At 70.7% G+C, this 20,639-nt stretch carries 17 protein-coding genes; 8 read left to right on the plus strand and 9 right to left on the minus strand.

What is annotated here, in order from left to right:
- The coding region (locus tag O1W71_RS15925) for a sigma-70 family RNA polymerase sigma factor (protein WP_269268797.1) at window positions 1-1,371 on the minus strand (1,371 nt) is incomplete at its 3' end.
- Window positions 1,368-1,952, minus strand: a complete 585-nt coding sequence (locus O1W71_RS15930; RefSeq protein WP_269268798.1) for a hypothetical protein — start codon at window positions 1,950-1,952, stop codon at window positions 1,368-1,370. The genes O1W71_RS15930 and O1W71_RS15925, both read right to left, overlap by 4 nt.
- 221 nt (window positions 1,953-2,173) lie before the next feature.
- Here O1W71_RS15930 and O1W71_RS15935 point away from each other — a divergent pair, with 221 nt between their 5' ends.
- The 8 genes from O1W71_RS15935 (at window position 2,174) to O1W71_RS15970 (ending at window position 10,770) form a co-directional block, all read left to right on the plus strand.
- Window positions 2,174-3,592, plus strand: coding sequence for an HNH endonuclease signature motif containing protein (locus O1W71_RS15935; protein ID WP_269268799.1), 1,419 nt, complete (start codon window positions 2,174-2,176; stop codon window positions 3,590-3,592).
- Window positions 3,593-3,764: 172 nt separating this feature from the next.
- Window positions 3,765-5,222, plus strand: coding sequence for a helix-turn-helix transcriptional regulator (locus tag O1W71_RS15940; RefSeq protein WP_269268800.1), 1,458 nt, complete (start codon window positions 3,765-3,767; stop codon window positions 5,220-5,222).
- A gap of 52 nt (window positions 5,223-5,274) precedes the next feature.
- On the plus strand, window positions 5,275-5,571 hold the full coding sequence (locus O1W71_RS15945; protein ID WP_112617853.1) for a DUF7882 family protein: 297 nt from the start codon (window positions 5,275-5,277) through the stop codon (window positions 5,569-5,571).
- A gap of 118 nt (window positions 5,572-5,689) precedes the next feature.
- Window positions 5,690-7,177 (plus strand): UDP-N-acetylmuramoyl-L-alanyl-D-glutamate--2,6-diaminopimelate ligase, encoded by a 1,488-nt coding sequence (locus O1W71_RS15950; protein WP_269268801.1) that lies wholly within the window; start codon window positions 5,690-5,692, stop codon window positions 7,175-7,177.
- A 70-nt stretch (window positions 7,178-7,247) separates the two neighbouring features.
- Window positions 7,248-7,616 (plus strand): hypothetical protein, encoded by a 369-nt coding sequence (locus tag O1W71_RS15955; RefSeq protein ID WP_112617855.1) that lies wholly within the window; start codon window positions 7,248-7,250, stop codon window positions 7,614-7,616.
- 133 nt (window positions 7,617-7,749) lie between these two features.
- Window positions 7,750-8,772 carry an SDR family oxidoreductase gene (locus O1W71_RS15960; RefSeq protein ID WP_114587646.1) on the plus strand — a complete coding sequence of 341 codons (1,023 nt, stop codon included), beginning with the start codon at window positions 7,750-7,752 and terminating at the stop codon, window positions 8,770-8,772.
- A 25-nt stretch (window positions 8,773-8,797) separates the two neighbouring features.
- Window positions 8,798-9,313 (plus strand): ASCH domain-containing protein, encoded by a 516-nt coding sequence (locus O1W71_RS15965; protein WP_269268802.1) that lies wholly within the window; start codon window positions 8,798-8,800, stop codon window positions 9,311-9,313.
- Between the two features lie 152 nt (window positions 9,314-9,465).
- Window positions 9,466-10,770, plus strand: a complete 1,305-nt coding sequence (locus O1W71_RS15970) for an alpha/beta hydrolase (protein WP_112617858.1) — start codon at window positions 9,466-9,468, stop codon at window positions 10,768-10,770.
- A 15-nt stretch (window positions 10,771-10,785) separates the two neighbouring features.
- Here the strand turns inward: O1W71_RS15970 and O1W71_RS15975 are convergent, their stop codons facing one another.
- The 7 genes from O1W71_RS15975 to O1W71_RS16005 form a co-directional block, all read right to left on the minus strand.
- On the minus strand, window positions 10,786-13,296 hold the full coding sequence (locus O1W71_RS15975) for a DUF2156 domain-containing protein (protein ID WP_269268803.1): 2,511 nt from the start codon (window positions 13,294-13,296) through the stop codon (window positions 10,786-10,788).
- 72 nt (window positions 13,297-13,368) lie between these two features.
- Window positions 13,369-14,259 (minus strand): hypothetical protein, encoded by an 891-nt coding sequence (locus O1W71_RS15980; RefSeq protein WP_269268804.1) that lies wholly within the window; start codon window positions 14,257-14,259, stop codon window positions 13,369-13,371.
- A 47-nt stretch (window positions 14,260-14,306) separates the two neighbouring features.
- Entirely contained in the window at window positions 14,307-15,320 is a 1,014-nt protein-coding gene (locus O1W71_RS15985) for a LacI family DNA-binding transcriptional regulator (RefSeq protein ID WP_114587642.1), read from the minus strand.
- The gene (locus tag O1W71_RS15990) at window positions 15,313-16,857 is read right to left on the minus strand and encodes a sugar ABC transporter ATP-binding protein (protein ID WP_442924652.1); all 1,545 of its coding nucleotides are present in this window, start codon (window positions 16,855-16,857) and stop codon (window positions 15,313-15,315) included. The genes O1W71_RS15985 and O1W71_RS15990 overlap by 8 nt, the downstream gene beginning before the upstream one ends.
- A gap of 46 nt (window positions 16,858-16,903) precedes the next feature.
- Window positions 16,904-17,923, minus strand: coding sequence for an ABC transporter permease subunit (locus O1W71_RS15995; protein WP_112617863.1), 1,020 nt, complete (start codon window positions 17,921-17,923; stop codon window positions 16,904-16,906).
- Window positions 17,920-18,963, minus strand: a complete 1,044-nt coding sequence (locus O1W71_RS16000; RefSeq protein WP_112617864.1) for an ABC transporter permease — start codon at window positions 18,961-18,963, stop codon at window positions 17,920-17,922. Before O1W71_RS16000 ends, O1W71_RS15995 begins: the two co-directional genes overlap by 4 nt.
- Window positions 18,960-20,507: a sugar ABC transporter ATP-binding protein gene (locus tag O1W71_RS16005; protein WP_269268806.1), complete on the minus strand. Its 1,548-nt coding sequence runs from the start codon at window positions 20,505-20,507 to the stop codon at window positions 18,960-18,962. Before O1W71_RS16005 ends, O1W71_RS16000 begins: the two co-directional genes overlap by 4 nt.
- Window positions 20,508-20,639: the final 132 nt, after the last annotated feature.

Below are 20,639 nucleotides of genomic sequence, written 5' to 3' on the forward strand. Positions count from 1 at the left end.
CGGAGCGGGCGTGGGTGCCGGGGCCGGTTCTGGTGAGGGGGTGGCGGTGTCAGGGGTGGCGGGTGACGCCTGCGACGGTGCGAACGGTGCGGAGGGGGTGCTCGGCTCGCTCGGGCGGGGGGTGGTATCGGGGTTGCTGCGCGAGTCGTACGGAGGCGCCGGAGGTGCGGTCGGGGCCTCGGGTGCCGAGGGGTCGGACGGGGTGTCGGCCGTATCCGCATCCGCATCGGCATCCGCATCCGCATCCGCAGCGGCGCCCGGGGCCTGGCCCGAGTTCGGCGGCGAGGCCTGGGCTTCGGCGGTGCCCGAAGGCAGGTCGGCCGTGCTGAGCAGCGGCGCGGAGAAGGCGACCGCCGTCCCCGCGACGGCGATCGCGCCCGCGAGGAACAGCGGATGGCGCCACCCCTTTCGGGCGGCGGAACGCGCGGCGGTGCTGATCGGGCGCGGCGCGGTGCCGGTCGCACTGCTCGCGCTCGCGGGGCCGGCGGCGCCGGTCGCGCCGTTCGGGCCGAGGGCGAAGGTCGCCACCTGCGCGGCGCCCGACTGCGTCCACGCGCTGTACGACGCGGCTGCGGGGATCCCGACCACGAGAGGGACGAGCACGAGCGCCAGGCGCGACGAGATGTCGCGAGCCTCGATCCAGGCGAGCGCGCAGCCCTCGCACGTCGAGAGGTGCTGCTCGACGCGACGCGCATCGCGCCGCGACAGCCCGGACCGGGAGTGAGCACCGAGCATCTCGAGGGTCAGGCGGCATTCGTCGTCATCGGCGCGACGCAGCTGAGCCGATACCCACGCATCGCGGAAGCCGCGCCGCGCCCGAATGACGAGCGCCGACGCCGCGTTGGGTGCGAGTCCGAGCAACGGAGCGAACTGGCGCGGCTTCAGGCCGTCGACCTCGCTGTACCAAAGGGCTTCCTGCCAGCGAGTGGGGAGCGTTGCGAACGCCGCAGCGACGGCGCTCGACTCGAAGCCCGCGATCGCCGACCACTCGGCATCCGGAGCGGCCTCATCCGCGGCATCCTCGAGGTCGGTCGCGTACGTCTGCGACTGCCGCGCTCCCCACTGATGCGCGACGTTCCGGACCGAGGTGAGCAGATAAGGCCGAAAGCCCATCGACGGGCCGCCGCCACGTCGGATGGTCGACAGAATCCGAGCAAAGGCCTCGGCGACGACATCATCCGGGTCGAGCGATGTGTATGCGCGGGCGACGGCGTGAGCCGCGGCCGAGTGGCGCAGCCAGAGTTCGCCGTAGGCGCGCTGGTCGTCATCGCGCGCGCGATCGACGAGCTCGTCGTCGGAGAGCTCTGCCGGGGTGCGGGGCTCGCTGTCGTCCCGTGAACCCGATTTCGTGCGATGGGGGGTCGCGCTCATCGTGAGATTCCCGCGCGGAGGGGCACGCCCCATCGAGTGAACGGGTCGGACCGTTCGGCGTCGCCGATCGCCTCGAAGTTGCGCAGGTGACGCCGGAGGGTCGCGTACGCCTCGTACGAGAAGCCGCCGCAGACGATGGTCGCCGTGACGGCCTCACCGTGCGACTTGTCGGTGACGAGGATGACGCGGGCGGGCGCCCCCTCGCGGCTGGTCGTGCCCGACGAGCACACGAAGCCGACGTCGCCGCGCTGCCATGACCGCTTGCGGGCGTTCGGCCAGCCCCACGCGACCGTGAGAGTTGCGCCGTCGATCTCGATCCAGGACGGACGGATGGCATCCCGAGTGGCCTGCTGACCTCGTGCCCGCGTGCGACCGAGCAGCCACGCGCGGGAGCGGAACCTGATCGTGCCGACCCGGGTGGGCGGCTCGGCGGACGCGGGGGTGAGGCTGGTGGCGCGAGTGCGGTCGCGGTCGGGGCTGCGGGTGCGGGCTCCGGCGCGCGGCCGGTCGCGCCGGAGGGAAGCGCGGGTCCGGGTGCCCGTTTCGGGGGGAGCCGGACGGGCGTTCGTCGCAGGGTGCATGTTGATGAGACGTTCGAGGCGACGGATCGTGACGCGAAAACACGAAGAAAGTTGCGGGGGAGCCTCGTCGGACGAGGATTCGGACCGAGACTCATGGGCTGGCTCGGGCGGATGCCGGATCGTGGGTCCGTCAACTCCTCCCCAACCGGTCGAGCGGGCCGCGCTCTCTTGTCGAAGACATGTTCGATGGGGATGTCGTACCCTGCTGCGACAATGGGAACATGACATCGAACGGCGATCGCGGGCTCGGAGGCGAGGGCGCCTCGGGTGAGTCGACGCACGCCGCGGCTTTCGCGGGTTTCACCGAGGCCCTCGACCTCTTTCACGTCGGGGATGTCGCGCGGATGCGGGCGTTGGCGGAGCTGGGGCGGTCGGCTCTGCGTGAGGCGCGGCGCGACGGGGTACGAGGGATGGCGTCGGACATGGAGCTGCGGTCGGTCGCGGCCGAGGCCGCGGGGATGGCGCGACTCACCGACCGCAGGTTGCAGGGTGAGATCGACCACGCGATGACCGTCATCGACGACTACCCCGCGGTGTTCGAGGCGTGGGTGCAGCGGCGGATCGAACGTGGCCACGTGGATGTGGTCGTGCGCGTCGGCGCGAGGGTGCCTGAGGAGGTGCGGTCGGCGTACGAGGAAGCCGCGATCGCGGTGTGCGAGCGGGATGTGCCCTCACGGGTGCGGGGTGCGCTGGACGCGTTGGTGGCTCGGTTGCATACGCAGAACTTCACCGAGCGGCACAAGGCCGCGGCGGCCGAACGGTGCGTGCGGGTGTTCCACGGTTCGGATGGGATGTCGAATCTCGTCGCTAACCTTCCGACGGTCATCGCCGCGGGGATGCTCGACCGGCTGACGCAGATGGGGCAGTCGGTGAAGGACGCGCGGGTTGAGGGCGCCGGGGCGGAGGGCGCCGGGCCGGGCGGGGTGGATGCCGCGGAGAGCTCGGCGGCGGATGCCGCGGGGGCCGGCGAGTCCGCCGATACGCGAACCATGGATCAGCTGCGCGCCGACATCCTCGGTGACCTCGTCCTCGGTGGGGCGCCCGTCGTTGACCCGACCTACGGAACCGACCGGGCCGGTGGGCTCGGCGCGATCCGCGCACGCGTTCAGGTCGCCGTCACCGCCGAGACGCTGATGGGGCGTGACGAGAACCCCGCCGAAGCCGTCGGGGCCGGGCTCGTCGATGCCGACACCGTCCGGCAGCTCGCCGGGCAGGTGTCGGAGTGGGACCGGCTGTTCATCGACCCCGTCACCCGCACCCCGGTCGAGATCGACACCTACCGGCCCACGGCTTCGATGAAGAAGCTCCTGATGGCTCGGGATCAGCACTGCCGGTTCCCCGGATGCCGGCGGGCCGCGATCCGCTGCGAACTCGACCACACGGTCGATCACGCCCTCGGTGGGCACACCCACATCTTCAACCTCGCCCACCTCTGCCAGCGGCACCACTCGATGAAGCAGTTCACGAAGTGGGAGGTTCGGCAGGTCGGCGGAGGGGTCCTCGAATGGACCTCACCCCTCGGCCGGATCTACCGCGAAGACGTACCCATACCCGCGGTCTGCTTCACGATAGACACCACGGACCCGCCACCGGATGCCGCACCCGGCGGACCACCGCCGGGTGAACCGCCACCGTTCTGAGCCTGAGCCTGAGCCTGAGCCTGGACTCTGCGCGCACAGTCTCAGCAACGGGCATCACGACACGGAGTTCGCACGGTTATCGCGAAGTCGCGTCACGATTCGGGCTTCGCGCCATCCCCTCCATGACGATGCGATGAGCGCATCGCGTGAACGAACCATCCGGAGACCCATCGTGACGATCGAGCGCCGCGCCATCCTGCATCCGAGCCGCACCCACGAGCTCCGCGCGACGGCGCACCGCATCGTGAACGGCAGCCTGCCCGGTACCCTTCCGGCACGGCCCACCCAGGTCGACCTGGCTCAGCTGCGCACGCTCGACGTCGGCGTCACACCGCAGTTGTGGACCGAGGCGAACGTCCAGCTGCTCGAAGGGATGTTGATCGCGCGTGTGCGGCTCGACGACCTCGACAGCGCACTCGACCTCGTCGACGCCCACTTCGCCGAGGGGCGTCTGCGTGGCCGTGCGGTGCTCGGGCTCGACTCGCTGGGGTCGCTGTTCGCCGCGGTGGCCGAGACCTACGTGGTGGCCGGACGTCCGCGTGACGCTGGGCTGTACTCCTCACGGGCCCTCACCTTCGCCGTCAGCGAGGCCGTGCGTTACCGCGCGGCAGCCGTGCAGACCCTGGTCTTCGCGGTGAACGGCGAGTTCTCCTCGGCGGCGGCATCCCGAGAAGCGTGCGCCGACCTCGCCCGCACCAACCGATGGAACGTCGCCGACACCGACCATGCCCTGACCGTCGCCGACATCCTGCTGGGAGCCGGAATGCTCGACGCGCCCCGTACCGAGCGCGCCGCCGCTCTGCTGCGCTCGATCGCACCGCGCGACCCGTACGCGCAGCATGCCGCAGCCACGGCGGAAGCGATCGCGCTCGTCCTCCGCGGCGACCTCACGGCGGGAGTAGCCGGACTGCGATCTGCGATCGGAGGCGCATGGTCGCACCTCAGCCACCGGCTGATGCGGCAGCTCGCCCTCTCCGTCCTCGCCGAGGCGACCCTCGCGCAAGGATCGGCCCGGCGTTCGCTCGCCCTGCTCGAGGCGCTCGAATCGTCACCCAGCCACGCGGTGTGCTTCGAGGCCCACCGCGCGGCTGCCCACCTCGCGCTCGGCGACGACCGCGCGGCGCTCCACGCGACCGACGGATGCCTCGCGCTCGGAGCGGAGCACTGCCCGCGCACCCTCGCCATCGTTCTGGTGCGTCGGGCCGTCGCGCGTGATCGGCTGGGCCACAGCGCCGCCGCCGACGACCTGTTCGACGAGGCATGCAACCTGGCCCATCACGCCGGCGACCTCATCGCACCCTTCATCAGCGTGCCGCGAGAGCAGCTGGCGCCGCTACGAGAACGCCTCCGCGAGCGCCGCCCCGAGCTCGCCGCGGCGATTGCCGACGCGACAGAGGAGTTCCGCCGGCGGGAACCCCGCGCGCCGCAGGCGCTGCCTGCCCTGACACCCCGCGAGCGTTCCGTCGCCTCGGTGATGCGAGGCAGCAAGACCTATGGCGAGATCGCCGGGGAGTTCACGGTCTCCATCAACACGATCAAGTCGCAGATGCGATCGCTGTTCGCCAAGCTCGGCGTATCGACGCGCGATGAGGCCGTCGTCGTCCTCGAGCGTCACGGCTTCTATCTGTGAGCGGATGATACGCGCTGGCCTCGCGTTGCCCGCAGCCGCCTAAGCTGTGCCGGTGGGCAGATTCTTCTACGACAACGCGGCCAACTTCGTCGAGATCGACGATCGTGCGCTCGCGCATCTCAGGCTGGTTCTGATGACCAAGCTGCGGCGCGGCGAACCGCTGATGTTCGAGACGACCTCGCCGCACGGCACGAGCCGTCGCGATTTCTGGCTGCACCCCACGATCTCGGTCCAGTTCCAGTTCGCCGGCAGCCGCCAGCCGCAGATCAACCCGAAATGGATCGACGCCCTCATGGAATCGGCCAACAGCGCCGACGGTCTGCGGATGGTGCCCGAGCCCCAGAGCTGACGTTCTCCGTCTTAAGCGGCGCTTACGTTACGGTGCCAATCTCAGGCTCCGACGTGTTCTTCCCGCGGGTGACCGCCCGTTCATGGAACTGTCGAGTCAGAGATCGATGGGGCGGTACATGCAAGACGCTGGGGAGGGTCGGAAACTCGACCCTGATTGGTGGGCGACGGGGGTCGCCGGGGGGAACGTACCCGGCGGTCGCCTGCGCGGTGACAGCCGCACCGTGCAAGCCGGCGACGTCTTCGTCGCGCTCGGCCGAGACGAACGGGTCCGCGAGCACATCACGCAGGCGCTCGAGCGCGACGCGGCTCTCGTCCTGACCGACGCGAGCGTCACGCACGTCGATGCGCGGGTGCGCGGCATCCCGAACCTGGCCGCCGTCATCGGGCGGCTGGCCGACCAGTACACCGGTCATCCGTCGGCCGACATGACCCTGGTGGGCGTGACCGGCACGAACGGCAAGACCTCGACGGTGCAGCTCCTCGCCCAGAGCTGGGAGCTCCTCGGACACCGCGCCGCCACCATCGGCACGCTCGGAGCCGGCTTGTTCGGCGCTCTGGCGAAGACATCGCTCACGACCCCGTCGGTGGTCGACATGCACGAGCTCCTGGCCGACATCCGGCGTGCCGGCGCCGACGCGGTCGCGATCGAGCTGAGCTCGCACGCCCTCACCCAGGGGAGGGTCGAGGGATGCCACTTCGACATCGCCGCGTTCACGAACCTCACCCGCGACCATCTCGACTACCACGAGTCGATGGAAGCGTATGGCCGGGCCAAGCAGGGCGTCTTCCGCCTTCCGGGTGTGCGCGCCGCGGTGCGGAACATCGACGACCCCTATGTCGCGGGCATCGCGCTCCCCGCGGGACTCGACGACGTCACCGTCTCGACGTCCGGCGCAGCGGCGGCGACGGTCCGCGCCGACGACATCCGGATGCGGGCCGACGGCGCCGACTTCACTCTCGCGATCCACGGCGACCGCTTCGAGGTCGCGTCACCGCTCATCGGCCGGTTCAACATCGACAACCTCGCGATGACGGCGGGCATCCTCCGTGCGCAGGGCTTCGCCCCCGACGCCATCGCGCGGGCAGTGGGGGAGATCCGCCGGGTTCCCGGACGCATGCAGGTCGTGTCGCCCGGCGCAGGCCCGCAGGTCGTCGTCGACTACGCCCACACGCCCGACGCCCTGCGGCAGGCCCTCATCGCCCTGTCAGGCGGTGCCGGCCGGCTGACCGTCGTATTCGGCTGCACCGGCGACCGCGACCGCGGCAAGCGACCCGAGATGGCCGTGATCGCCGAAGAGCTCGCGCAGACGATCATCGTCACCGACGACGATCTGCATCACGAAGACGGCGACGCGATCGTCGCCGACATCCTGGCCGGTTTCCGCTCGGTCGAGAACGTCCGCGTCATCCGCGATCGAGCGGCCGCGATCGCGATGGCCGTTGCCGCCGCCGGCCCCGACGACATCGTCCTCATCGCAGGCAAGGGCCACGAGTCGGTGCAGATCATCGGCGACGACGCCGTCGCCTCCGACGATGTGTCGATCGCCACGGGCGCCCTCCGGGAATGGCGCGAGAAGCACGCGCTGCTTCCCGACGGTCGATAATTCGATTCATCACCGTATCCAGCCGGGAACGGCGGGCTTTTTCATTCGGGATATGACAAGATTCGACGTGATGAGCGATGACATCCCGCGGGTCCCCGTGCGGACCAAGACCCTCCTGGAGGAATGGGTCGCCGAGTTCCTCGAACAGGGGAAAGTGCCCGGCGTCTCGGTCAAGGTCGCCATCCAGGACGGGTCGGACGGGCTCGACACCGGACTCGTCATCGTGCACCTCGAGAATGCGCCCGCCGACGTCTACATGCAGCCGCGGGCGATCGACGACCCCGAGTGGGAGGCGACCCTCACCGCCCGGTCCGACGACCTCACCCTGACGCCCTATCAGATGGCCGGTCTTGCCGCCGAGGTCGCCTTCGCCGGCAACCTGTGCACGTTCCTGCAGTTCAAGTCGATCGAGTGGGACCGGATGTCGGGCATGCGCTGATCGCGCACGCCGAGACCTTCCCCTAGACCATCGCACCCTGCCTGGCAACAGGTGCGTTCCCGCGCGCTCGCGTGCCGACAATGGTCGCGATCGCGAGCTTCCACCGTGGATGCCTCGGTGGAAGGAGATCGTCATGGCTGCAGCGAGCGGGCGCGGAGTCGCCGTCGTCACCGGGGGAAGCGCGGGCCTCGGCCGAGCCATCGTTCGTGAGCTCGCGCACCGCGGCTGGGACGTCGCGGTCCTCGCGCGCGGACGTGACGGCCTCGACGGCGCTGTCGCCGACATCGAGGCGGCGGGCCGGCGCGCGCACGCGGTGTCGGTCGACGTGGCCGACGCGGATGCCGTCGACCGGGCCGCCGCCGACGTCGAGAACACCCTCGGCCCGATCGACCTGTGGGTCAACAACGTCATGTCGGGGGCGATCGCCACGTTCCTCGACACCTCGGCCGACGACTTCGACCGCGCCACGGCTGTCACCTACCTCGGCACCGTCAACGGCACCCGCGCGGCGCTCCGGCGGATGCGCGACCGGGACCGCGGACACATCATCCAGATCGGGTCGGCGCTCGCCCACCGCGGCATCCCGCTGCAGGCGGCCTACTGCGGCGCGAAGCACGCGATCCACGGCTTCACCGATTCCGTCGTCTCCGAGCTCACGCACGAAAAGAGCCGCGTCGCCGTCTCCATCGTCGACATGCCCGCCCTCAACACGACCCAGTTCGGATGGGTGAAGTCGAACTTCCCGCAGCATCCGCAGCCGGTACCGCCCATCTTCCAGCCCGAGGTCGGCGCCCGAGCCGTCGCCGACGTCGCCGACAAGCCGCGCCGGCGCACGTGGGTGGGGGAATCGACCGTCGGCCTCATCCTCGGCACTCGCGTCGCCGGGCGCTTCCTCGACTGGTACCTCGCGAAGAACGCCTGGGAGGGGCAGTTCGCCCCGCAATCCGACGCCGCCACGACCGCGCCGAACCTCTACGAGCCGGTGCCCGGTGATCACGGCGCCCACGGCGCCTTCGACGATCGTGCGCGGAACGGAAGCGTGCAGACCTGGGCCATCCGTCATCGCGCCCCGCTGTACACCGCGGCGTCGGCGGCGGCGTCCGCGGCGCTCGTCGGCCTGATCGCCGGCGCGAGGGCGGTGACGCGGCGGCGCTGAGACCGGCGGGTGCGAGGATCGAGGGATGAGCGAATACAGCGGATCATCCCGTGCCCTGCCCCTCGATGAAGCCGCCGCGGCCGAGATGTGGGAGCAGTACCGGACGGCGCACCCGGAGGCCGTGCTCGCTGCACCCGAGTACACCGTCGAGCACTTCGGTGACAATGCGCACCTGGCCGATGAGCTCCTCGGGATCGTGCTCGCCGGCGGCAAGCGTGCCACCGCCGAGCTCGTCGCCGACTTCGTCGCCCGCGGCGATCTGATCCCGCGGATCGGATCGCACTGGATCGCCTGCGACAGCACGGGCGCTCCGCGCATCGTCATCCGCACGACCGAACTGCGCCTGGGGCCGTTCACGAGCGCGGATGCCGCGTTCGCCGCCGACGAGGGCGAGGACGACCTGTCGCTCGAGAGCTGGCAGCGCGAGCACCGGCGCTACTGGACGCGCGTCGCCGCCGCCCGCGGGGCGGAGTGGTCGGAGGACGAGGACATCGTCTTCGAGCGGTTCTCGGTCGTCTGGCCGCCCGAGCACGCCGACTGAGCCCGCCCGCGTCGCGGCCATCCCCGACCTGATGAAACCGCCGCGAAAACCGGGCCGCGCGCGGGGTCGAGCACGCGGTCCGGTTTACGCTGAGGACGGGTCGGTGAGCCCGCCGCGCCATCCCGGCTCGACGCGACCCTCGGGAGGTCGATGTGAACTGGCTGCTCAACGTCAACATCCTCTCCGGACCCGCCGTCGTGATCACGTGCGTCCTCGCCGCCCTCGCGTTCGTGTCGCTCGTCGTGCTGCGACCCAGCCGTCGCTGGCAGCGCCGCAGGTGGACGCTGACCGCCGCGGCGGCGGCCGTCGGCGCGGGTCTGTTCGGGATGGCGCTGACGTGGCTGCTGGCCGATCACTACAACCTGTTCGGCGTCGTCCTCACCGCCGACTCGCGTATGTGGATCGCGCTCGGCTTCGCCGCCATCGGAGTCGCCCTCGCGTCACTGTGGCGGCCGACCTGGCGCCGTGCCGTCGCCGCGCCGCTCGCGATCGTGCTCTTCGCGGCTACCGCCGCCATGGGCGTGAACATCGCGTTCGGCCAGTACCCGACCGTGCGCACCGCGCTCGGGCTGCCCGTGTTCGGCGCCGCCGATCTGCCGTCGGTCGACAGCGACGCCGACCGCCCGACGATCGCGGACTGGACCGCGCCCGAGGGGATGCCGTCGGCGGGGGAGGTCGGCACGGTCACCATCCCGGCCACCGACTCCGGATTCTCCGCCCGACCTGCCGTCATCTACCGCCCGCCCGCGGCTCTCACCGACAACCCGCCGCTGCTCCCGGTGCTCATCGTGCTCTCGGGACAGCCGGGGCTGCCCCAGGACCCGCTGATCTTGGCGCACCTGCAGCAGACGCTCGACGCCTACGCCGCGGCTCACGACGGCCTCGCGCCGATCGTCGTCTCGCCCGACCAGCTGGGCTCGCGCGACGCCAACCCCATGTGCATCGACTCACCGCTCGGGAAGTCGGCCACCTACCTCACCGTCGACGTGCCCGCGTGGATCAAGGCCAACCTGCCGGTCCTCGACGCCCCCGACTTCTGGGGGATCGGCGGGCTCTCGCAGGGCGGTACCTGCTCGATCCAGCTCGGGTCCGCCCACCCCGAGCTCTTCAGCGCGATCCTCGACGCCTCGGGTGAGGAGTTCCCCTCGCTCGGCGACGAGGCGACCACCATCGCGCAGGGCTTCGGCGGTGACCGGGCCGCGTACGAGGCGGCCAAGCCAGCCGCGATCATGGCCGCCCACGCCCCTTATCGCGATATGACCGCGGTGTTCGGCGTGGGCAGCAATGACGACGGCTTCCGCCCGGGGGTGCAGCGGATCTACCAAGCGGCGCAGGCTGCGGGAATGGATGCCACCTACGTCGAGGCCCAGGGGAGCGCCCACGACGCGACATCGTGGTCGTACGTCTTCCAGCAGGGGCTGCCCATCATCGCGGACCACTGGGGCCTGGGCCGCTGAACCGCTGAGCCGCGGCTAGCGCAGCGCGCCCGCCATGCGCACCGCCTGCGACAGGGTCAGCGTGGGCAGGTAGCAGCGGGTGAGCGCGACCCCCAGCGCGGGGAGCATAGCCGGGTCGGGATACACGGCCCATAGCGGCACGAACTCGGGCTGGAACTTGCGCTTGAAGTTCAGCAGCGACCGGAACCCGTACGCCGGCTCGAGCAGCCCGCCCAGCAGGTCGAGCAGCCGCGCGACATTGGTACGAGCGGCGTCATCACCGAGCTGCGTCGAGGCGAGCGGCGACCCGGACAGGCTGAGGAGCGTCAGCCCATCGCCTTTCATCCGGTCGGCGGCGGCGCCGATCACGAACTCCATGATCCCGTTCATCGCATCGCCGCGCCGGCGCATGAAGTCGAGCGTGTATCCCGTCACCGTGCCGTGCTCGAACATCGGCAGCCAGCTCGTGACCGCTTCGATCCGGCCGCTCTCGTGGACCGCCATCATGATGCGCACCGCCGGGTCGTCGAGCTCGTCGACGCCGCCGAGGGTGAACTCCATCTCGGGCAGCGACCGGTCGGCGACCCAGCCCTCGGAGATCTCACGGATCTGGGCGTGCTGACCCGCGGTGAGCTCGCGCCATGAGGTCCACACCGCGGTGATGCCCGAGCGGGATGCGCGGTTGGTGGCGGTACGGATGTCCTGGCGCTTCTTACCGGCCGTGTTCCAGTCGGGCAGGTGGAGCACGGCTTCCTCGGCGACTGGCATCCGCTGCCAGCCGAGGTGATCGAAGATGCTGCCCTCGCGTGCGTCGACGCTGTAGAACACCGCCGTCCAGCCGTGGGCTCCGCAGAACTCCACGAAGTTCGACACGACGTCGGGGCGGTCGTGATCGGGGCCGAAGGGGCCGCCGAGGGTCACCGCGATGGTGCCGCGCACGCGGTAGGCGATCGCAGCGTCAGCGTCGGGAGCGAACCAGTACGAGTTGCCGCGCCAGGTCGACATGAACGACAGCGTGTCGCCCCCGCCCCGCTCGAGCACGCCCCGGGCGCGCAGGCGGTCGGGTGCGTCGAGCACGGTGCGCGGATTCAGGAGCACCCGAGCGACCGCCACGATCAGCAGCATCCAGAACACCAGCGACGGCAGGTACCACAGTGCCTGCGCGGCGGCCGATTCGGGCACGAACTCGACGATGTCGGAGGGGATGAGGGTCGGCGGCACGAGGCGCAGCGGCAGCGCCCGCAGCACCATCACGGCGTCGATCCCCGGACGGAAACCGTCGGCGAGGAGGAGCGTCCCGACGAAGGAGGCAGCGAGCGTCACGGCGGTGCCGATCGCCACGGTGAGGGCGAACGTGCGCTTGGCCGTAGCGGCCGTCGAGACACGCGCCGCCCCGCGGAACGCGATCAGCACGACCGCCACGGCCAGCGGCACGATCGCCCCGACGATGACGCCCGTGAGCGTCTGCCAGACGAAGTCGGCGGTCTCGGGGTCGACGGCGGCGCCGATCGCGGCGACCGTGTCGGGCTCGATCACGAGGAAGGTGTAGACCATCCCCGCGAAGATCGCGAGATTGATGGCGACCGCGACCGCGAGCGCGATGCGCCGCCCGCCCCGGATGCCCCAGGCCGCGAGCAGCAGGACGATCAGCGGCAGCAGCGCCACGACACTCGACCAGCCCTGCAGGTCGGCGATGGAGGAGAAGTCGTCGGGGCACGGCGCGCCGGGCGAACCGAAGGCGCACACCTGGCCGTCCACCACGCTCAGCGGATCGATCGAGAGGTACCCGTAGATCGACAGCAGTCCGGCGCCCGAGCCCGACGCGGTCGCCACGACCGGGCCGATCGCGGTGATCGCGACGATGGCGGCCAGCAGGACGCGCTTCTCGTAGTACGAGCTGCGCACCAACCGGAAGCCGCGGACGCGGCCCCCCAGCGCGAAGCCGAGCGCGAAGCCGACGGGAACCGCGAGGAGCGAGAACAGATCGTTCGCGCCGCCGGAGTAGAGGTAGAGCGTGATGGCGGAGAAGAGCGCCAGCAGCCTCGTGCGGCGGCGCCAGATCGTCCCGAAGAAGGCGCTCGCCGCCATCGCCGTCGCCAGCAGCGGGGCGGTGGGGGAGAAGACGTCGACGGCGGGTGCGTTCAACGGGATGCCGGCGAGGTAGGTCTGCTCGAACAGATCGATCGCGAACCCCAGGAACGACGCCGCGACCCCGCCGACGACGTACGCGATCGCGGTCCGCAGGCTTCCCATCGCGCGCTCCGCCGCGCCGACGACGAGGATCACGAGGACGACGAACGCGACGAGCGCCGGCACCGTCTCCACGACGAAGAGCGAGGTGAGCGAGCTCCACCAGTGACGCACCGCGGTGCCCGCCGGGTCGGCGTCGTCGACCGGGATGAAGCCCCAGTCGATCGGCTGGAAGATCATCCCCGCGACGCTGAGTCCGATCGTCAAGGCCGCGATCAGCAGCGTCACCGGTCGATGGCGCGACCACCAGCGCGCGCTCGTGGCGAAGGTACGCAGGTCGCGCAGGGGTGACGTCACCTGACGCACGATAGTGGCTCCGCCTGTGGGCACAGAGTCCACGCACAGCTCACGCTTATCCGGCTCGAACCCTCATCCGGCTCGTACGGAGCCGAACCACAGCGCGAAGTAGTAAGCGAAGTTGCGGTTGCCGTACGACGAGCATGGGCCGCCCGAGCCCCACCCCGCCGACAGCGCGGCCGGGTCGGGCTGATAGGGCGTGTAGTTGTACAGCGCCGCCGTCGCGTCGTTCTCGATCGCGACATCCGTTCCCCCGCACGCGGGGTCGGGGTGGAAGGCGATGAAGTGCGTGCCCGGCTGGCGCATGAAGCCGGATGCGCGGTACGAGGCCAGGTCGGTCGCCCCCGCGACGATCTGCGCGCCCACGCCTTCGTACTCCGGGTCGCAGGGAGCGGTGTCGGGACAACTCGCCCCCATCGCCGCCCGCAACCGTCCCTCCGTGGGCGCCCGGGCGGCGCGGCCCTCGACCAGCGACTGCTCCTTCTGCAGGGTGACGAGGATGACGCGGGCCGAGATCCCGCAGGCCTCCTGCACCCGGTGGATGATCTCCGCGACCGGCAGCTCACCCCCCTCGATCGCGCGGCAGATGACGTCGCCGGTGCGTTGCGAGACCCGAGCCTCACGCGACGAGATCCCCGCGGTGGCGACGTTCAGACACGCGTCATTGGCGCACTCGCCGATCCGATCGTCGAGGAACGCCTGGATCTCGGCGGCGGAGAGCGCGTCGTGATCGAAGAACAGGGCGTCGTCGATGAGGTTCCCGGGATCGATGTCACCGACGTTCGGCGGGAGTTCCCGCGGCTCCTTGGCCGGCTGCGGCTGCGCGCCGGGGAGCGCCGAGAGATTCGCCGCCGTCACCCCGATCGCGACGATGACGGTGACGAGCAGTCCGGGGACGAGAACGAGCACAGCCGCGATCCCGATCCGGCGACGGCGCCGCCGCATCCGGGATCGAGAGGCCATGGGAACGATCGTGCCGCACCCGGTCACGAGAACGCTGGGAGCGGCGCTCAGCCGTCCGACACCGACGACTGCCGGACGATGAGGCGGGTCGGCAGCGGGGTGGCCTCGGTGACGACATCGGGCTGCTCCACCACGAGGAGGACCTTCTGCATGATCAGGGCCCCCAGCGCCGGGAAGTCCTGCTCGACCGTCGTGAGCGCGGGATGGAGGAACGCCGCTTCGGGCACGTTGTCGAATCCGACGATGCCGACGTCCTCGGGCACCCGCAGACCGCGTTCGCGCAGCGCCGACAGTACTCCGATCGCCATGTGGTCGTTGCCCACGAAGATGCCGTCACCCGCGGCGATGTCGCTCTCGATCGCGATGCCGAACCCGCTCGCAGCCGACCAGTCGCCGTAGGTGAGCGGCGGGATGTCGAGCCGCCTCGCGACGAGCTCGTCGCGCCACCCGCGCACGCGCTCGGCGGCGTCGGGATTGCGGGCGGGGCCCGCGATGTGGTGGATGCGGCGGTGACCGCTCTCGGCGAGGTGGCGCACGGCGCTCCGCGCCCCCCGGTACTGGTCGATCGACACGAGCTGCGGATGCGGCCGGCTGGTGGCGGCGACAGCGACCAGCGGGATGTCGAGCTCGAGCCCCTGGATGGCCGCGAGCACGTCGAGGTCGACCACGATGAGGACGATCGCGTCGACACGCTGGCGCAGCAGGCCGTCGATCGCCGACCGCACGGCGGCGACGTCGCTCTCCGGTGAGCTGATCGCGTCGACGTTGTAGCGTTCCGAGCGCGCGGCGAAGTTGAAGTGGGTCGCGACCGAGGTCGGCCCGAACTGCACCGTCCCCGGCGTGATCAGACCGATGGTCCGGGTGCGGCGGGTCACGAGCGCCCGCGCCGCGGGGGAGGGGCTGTAGCGCAGCTGCGCGATCGCCTTCTCGACCCGCTCGCGTGTGGCCGGCCGGACGTTCGGCATGTCGTTGAGCACCCGCGACACCGTCTGGTGAGAGACGCCGGCGAGTCTCGCGACGTCGAAGATGTTCGCTGCCCGGGGCGTGCGCGCGTCAGTCATCGGCCTCTTCGGTCTTGTCGTCGGCGCGCGCCACGAGGGCGATCAGCAGGTCGGAGCTGAGATCCGCGGCCGGTACGACGTGGGCGATGCGGCCGTCGCGGACGACCGCGATGGTGTGCGAGACCCGCAGCACCTCGTCGAGCTCGGCCGAGATGTAGACCACCGAGACGCCGTTGTCGGCGAGCTCTCCGACCAGGCGCTGCACCTCGGCCTTCGCGCCCACGTCGATGCCCCGCGTGGGCTCGTCGAGCACGACCACGCGGGGAGACAGAGCCAGCAGCCGCGCGAGCAGGACCTTCTGCTGGTTGCCGCCGGAGAGCTCCCGGACCGGGCGGTCGATGTCGGCGGGTCGGATGTTGAGGGCCTCGATCCAGCTGCGGGCGAGCTCGCGCGCGCGGGCGGCGCCCACGGGGCGCAGGACGCCGCGCTGCGCCTGCAGGGCGAGCGTGATGTTCTCGAGCACGCTGAGGTCGCCCAGCACACCGTCGGTGCGACGGTTCTCCGACGAGTAGACGACACCCCGCCCGATCGCCGACCGCGGGCCGTGGCCCCCGAGCGGGGTGCCGTCGAGGAGCACCGTGCCCTCGTCGAGGCCGTCCACGCCCGTCAGCGCGCGGGCGAACTCCGTGCGTCCGGAACCCAGCAGGCCGGCGAACCCGACGACCTCGCCCTCGGCGAGCTCGAGGTCGAACGCATGTCGCGTGCGGCTCGACCGTGCTCCCCGGGCCGACAGCACGACCGGCCCGTCGCTCAGCGGCGCGATGCCGTCGTCGATCGCGGCGAGGCGGGCTGCGGAGTCGCCGAGCATCTTCTCGACGAGCTCGACGCGCAGGAGCTCGGTGGTGGAGTACTCGCCGACGAAGCGGCCGCCGCGCAGCACGGTGACCCGGTCGCACAACTCGTAGACCTGGTCGAGGAAGTGAGACACGAACAGCACCGCGATCCCGCGGGCGGTCAGCTCGCGGACGACGCGGAACAGCTCGGCGACCTCGTCGGCGTCGAGGCTCGAGGTCGGCTCGTCGAGCACGAGCACCCGCAGGTTCGATCCCGAGACCGCGCGCGCGATGGCCACCAGCTGCTGCACGGCGAGCGAGTGCGACGACAGCAGCGAACCCGGGTCGATCGAGACCCCGAGGGACTCGAGCGCCGAAGCGGCGCGGCGCCGCATCTCGGCATGGTCGATGAGCCCGAACCGGCGGGGCTCGCGTCCGAGCGAGACGTTCTCGGCGACCGTGAGGTTCGGCAGCAGGTCGATCTCCTGGTAGACGGTCGAGATGCCGGCCGCGAGCGCGTCCGCGGGGCGAGCGAGGTGCACCGGCGTCCCGTCGAGCAGGATCTCGCCGGCGTCCAGGCGGAGCGCGCCGGTGATCGCCTTGATGAGCGTCGACTTCCCGGCGCCGTTCTCGCCCATCAGCGAGTGCACCTCGCCCGCGAACAGCCGCAGATCGACGTTCGCGAGCGCCTGCTCGGGGCCGAAGCGCACGTCGGCGCCGCGCACCTCGAGCGTCGGCGCCGCCTCGGGATCCATGCGCACCATCATGCCGCCCCGATGCCCCGCCGCGCTGCCGCGGCGCGGCGGGCCGTCACCGCCGCGTCGCGGATCGGCTGACGATCACCCGCTGCACCACGACGAACACGAGCAGCAGCGCGCCCACCGTGATCCGCGTCCACGACTGCTCGGCGCCCAGGAACGAGATGATCGTGCGGATGAGCCCGTAGACGAAGACGCCGATGAGCGACCCGACGACGAACCCGCTGCCTCCCGTGAGGAGGGTGCCGCCGATCACGACCGCGGCGATCGTGTCGAGCTCGGTGCCGACGCCGTTGAGGGGATAGCCCGCGCCCGAGTAGGCCGTGAGCACGATGCCCGCGATCCCCGCGCACACGCCGCTGATGACGTACACCAGCAGGCGGGTGCGCACGACCGGCAGGCCCATGAGGCGCGCCGACTGCTCGCTGCCGCCGATCGCGTAGACGGTGCGGCCGAAGCGCGTGTAGCGCAGCACGAGCGCGGCCAGCGCGACCGTGAGCAGGGCCAGGATGCCGGTGGGCGTGATGTACCAGCCGCCGACCGAGAGGCGGGTCGACTGCAGCCACAGCAGGCCCTCGTCGGCGACCTTGATCGACTCCAGGCTCACGACGAAGGCGAGGCCGCGCGCGAGGAACATGCCGATCAGCGACGCGATGAAGGGCTGCACGTCGAAGAACTGCACCAGGACGCCGATCAGCAGGCCGATCGCGCCGCCGATCACGATCATCGCCGGCACTGCGACGGCGACGGGCACTCCCTCCGACAGCAGCCTCGCGCACAGGATGCCGGTGAAGGCCATCACGGCGCCGACCGACAGATCGATGCCGCCGGTGAGGATCACGAAGGTCATGCCGACGGCGAGCACCAGGAGGTAGGCGTTGTCGAGCAGGATCGACGACAGGATGCGCGGCAGCTGGAAGTTCGGGAAGTTGATCATGGCGCCCGCGATCATGACGACGAGGATCACGGCGGCGGCGAACACCGGCACGAGGGCGATGTGGCGGCTGAGGAAGCGGCGCCACGGGGTCAGGGCGCGCTCGTGCGCGCGGGGGGCAGCGGTGAGCGATGTCATGACAGCACCTTCGCGTCGGAGCGGGCGGAGACGGCGCGGGCCGCGGGGCGGGCGCCGGAGGTGAACCAGCCGCGCACACGGCGCGACTGCAGCAGGACGACCACCAGCACGGCGCCGGCCATGAACACCGGGCTCACGGCGGGCGGGACGCCGAGGAAGGTGATCGTGGTCTTGAGGGTCTGGATCGTGAAGACGCCGATGACGGTTCCGGCGATGCTGAACTTGCCGCCCGCGAGCGACGTGCCGCCGAGCACGACGGCGAGGATCGCGTCGAGCTCGATGTACATCCCCGCCGCGTTCGCGTCGGCGGCCATGATGTTCGAGCTGTAGAGAATGCCCGCGATACCCGCGAGGGTGCCGCTGGCGATGTAGGTGCCCCAGATGATCCCGCGCGAGCGGACGCCCGCCAGGCGGCTCGCCTCGGGGTTGATGCCGACGGCCTCGGTCAGCATCCCGAGGGCGGTGCGCCGCTGGACGACGGCGACGACGATGATCGCGGCGACCGAGACGCACAGGGCGAAGGGCAGGCCGAACACGTATCCCTGTGCCATGAACTGGTACGGCTCGCTGTTGATGGTCGTGATGAATCCGCGCGTGATGAGCAGAGCGACACCGCGTCCGGCGAGCATGAGGACGAGCGTGGCGATGATCGGCTGGATGCCGAGCACCGCGACCAGGAAACCGTTCCACGCCCCCAGGACGAGAGAGGTGCCGACACCCGCCGCGATCGCGATCGCGACGACGCCGAGATTCCCCGGCTCGGGCGATGCCTCGATGATCGTGAGGGCGACGGCGCCCGACACGGCCATGATCGCGCCCACGGACAGGTCGATCCCGCGGGTGGCGATCACGAGCGTCATCCCGAGGGCGACGAGCATGAGCGGAGCGCTGTTGCGGAGGATGTCGATGAGCGAGCCGTACAGCTGACCGTTCTGCACCGTCACGCTGAGGAACGAGGGCCGTGACACGGTGTTCACCGCGATCAGGGCCACGAGGGCGAGCGCCGGCCAGACGAGCCGGTGCGTGATGAGCTTCTTCACGCGATCTTCTCCTTATCCGAGGGGTTCTCGGCGTCGCCTTCGGCGATGAAGGCGACCAGTGTGTCGACGTCCACATCCTGGGTCATGAGTTCGCCGATCTTGCGGCGGTCGCGCAGAACGGCGACCCGTTGCGCGATGCGCAGCACCTCCTCGAGCTCCGACGAGATGAAGACGACGGCGAGGCCCTGAGCCGCGAGCTCGGCGACCTTGCGCTGGATGTCGGCTTTGGCGCCGACGTCGATCCCGCGGGTGGGCTCGTCGAGGATGAGCAGTTCGGGCGCGGTGGCCAGCCATCGCGCCAGCAGCACCTTCTGCTGGTTGCCTCCCGAGAGGTTGCGCACGAGGGCGTTCGGGTCGGCGGGGCGGACGCCGAGGGCCTCGAGGTATTCGGCGACGAGCGCGTCGCGTTCGCTCTGCGGAACCCGGCGCAGCGCGCCGCGCCGCGCCTGCACGCCGAGCACGATGTTCTCGGCGACCGTGAGGTCCGCGACGATGCCCTCGGATCGGCGGTCCTCCGAGGAGAACGCGATGCCGTGATCGAGCGCGTGACGCGGGGTGGTCAGACGGGTCGGGACGCCGTCGACCTCGACGGAGCCGGCATCGGAGCGATCTGCGCCGGCGAGCAGGCGCGCCAGTTCGGTGCGGCCCGAGCCGAGCAGGCCCGCGATTCCGACGACCTCTCCGCGGTGCACATCGAGATCGGACGCCTCGATGACGCCGCGGCGTCCGACGCCGCGGGCACGCAGAACCGGGACGGCGTCGCGGTCGATCTCGCGTTCAGCGGTCGACGACAGGGCGTCGAGGGCGCTCAGCTCGCGTCCGATCATGCGCGCCACGAGGGCCTCGCGTCCGAGCTCGGCGATGGGGTACTCCCCGACGAGCCCGCCGTTGCGCAGCACCGTGAGACGGTCGGAGATCTCGTAGATCTGGTCGAGGAAGTGCGAGACGAACAGGATGGCGACGCCGCGGTCGCGGAGGCGCCGCATGACGGCGAACAGCTGCTCGACCTCGCCGCGGTCGAGGCTCGACGTGGGCTCGTCCAGGATGAGGACCCGCGTGTCGATGACCATCGAGCGGCTGATCGCGACGAGCTGCTGCACCGCGATCGAGTGGCTGGCCAGCACGGAGTGGGTGTCGACGTCGAGACCGAGCTCCGCGAGGTGTCCGGCGGCCGCCTCGTGCGTTGCGCGCCAGTCGATGCGTCCGGCGCGGCGCACCTCGTTGCCGAGCATCACGTTCTCGGCGACCGAGAGGTTGGCGCAGAGGTTCACCTCTTGATAGACCGTCGAGATCCCCGCGGCCTGCGCGTCGGCGGTGCTGCGAAACGAGCGCTCGCGTCCGTCGACGACGATGCTGCCGCTGTCGATCGCGTAGACGCCCGTGAGTGCCTTGATGAGCGTGGACTTGCCGGCGCCGTTCTCTCCCATGAGGGAGTGGATCTCGCCGCCGTAGAGCGTCAGATCGACGGCATCGAGTGCCTTCACGCCGGGGAACTGGATGGTGATTCCGCGCATGGCGACTGCGACGGGGCGTTCCGTGGTCATCATCGACCCGCTTTCTGGAAGGGGTGGCGGCCCGTCACCACAGGGGGCGGCACCGTGTGCACAGGAGTCAGTTACACCACCCGCGATCACTACTTCGGCCGGAATCTCGACCTCGAGTTCTCGTATCACGAG

It is taken from the genome of Microbacterium sp. H37-C3 (assembly GCF_027157935.1).
Taxonomy (GTDB): domain Bacteria; phylum Actinomycetota; class Actinomycetes; order Actinomycetales; family Microbacteriaceae; genus Microbacterium; species Microbacterium plantarum.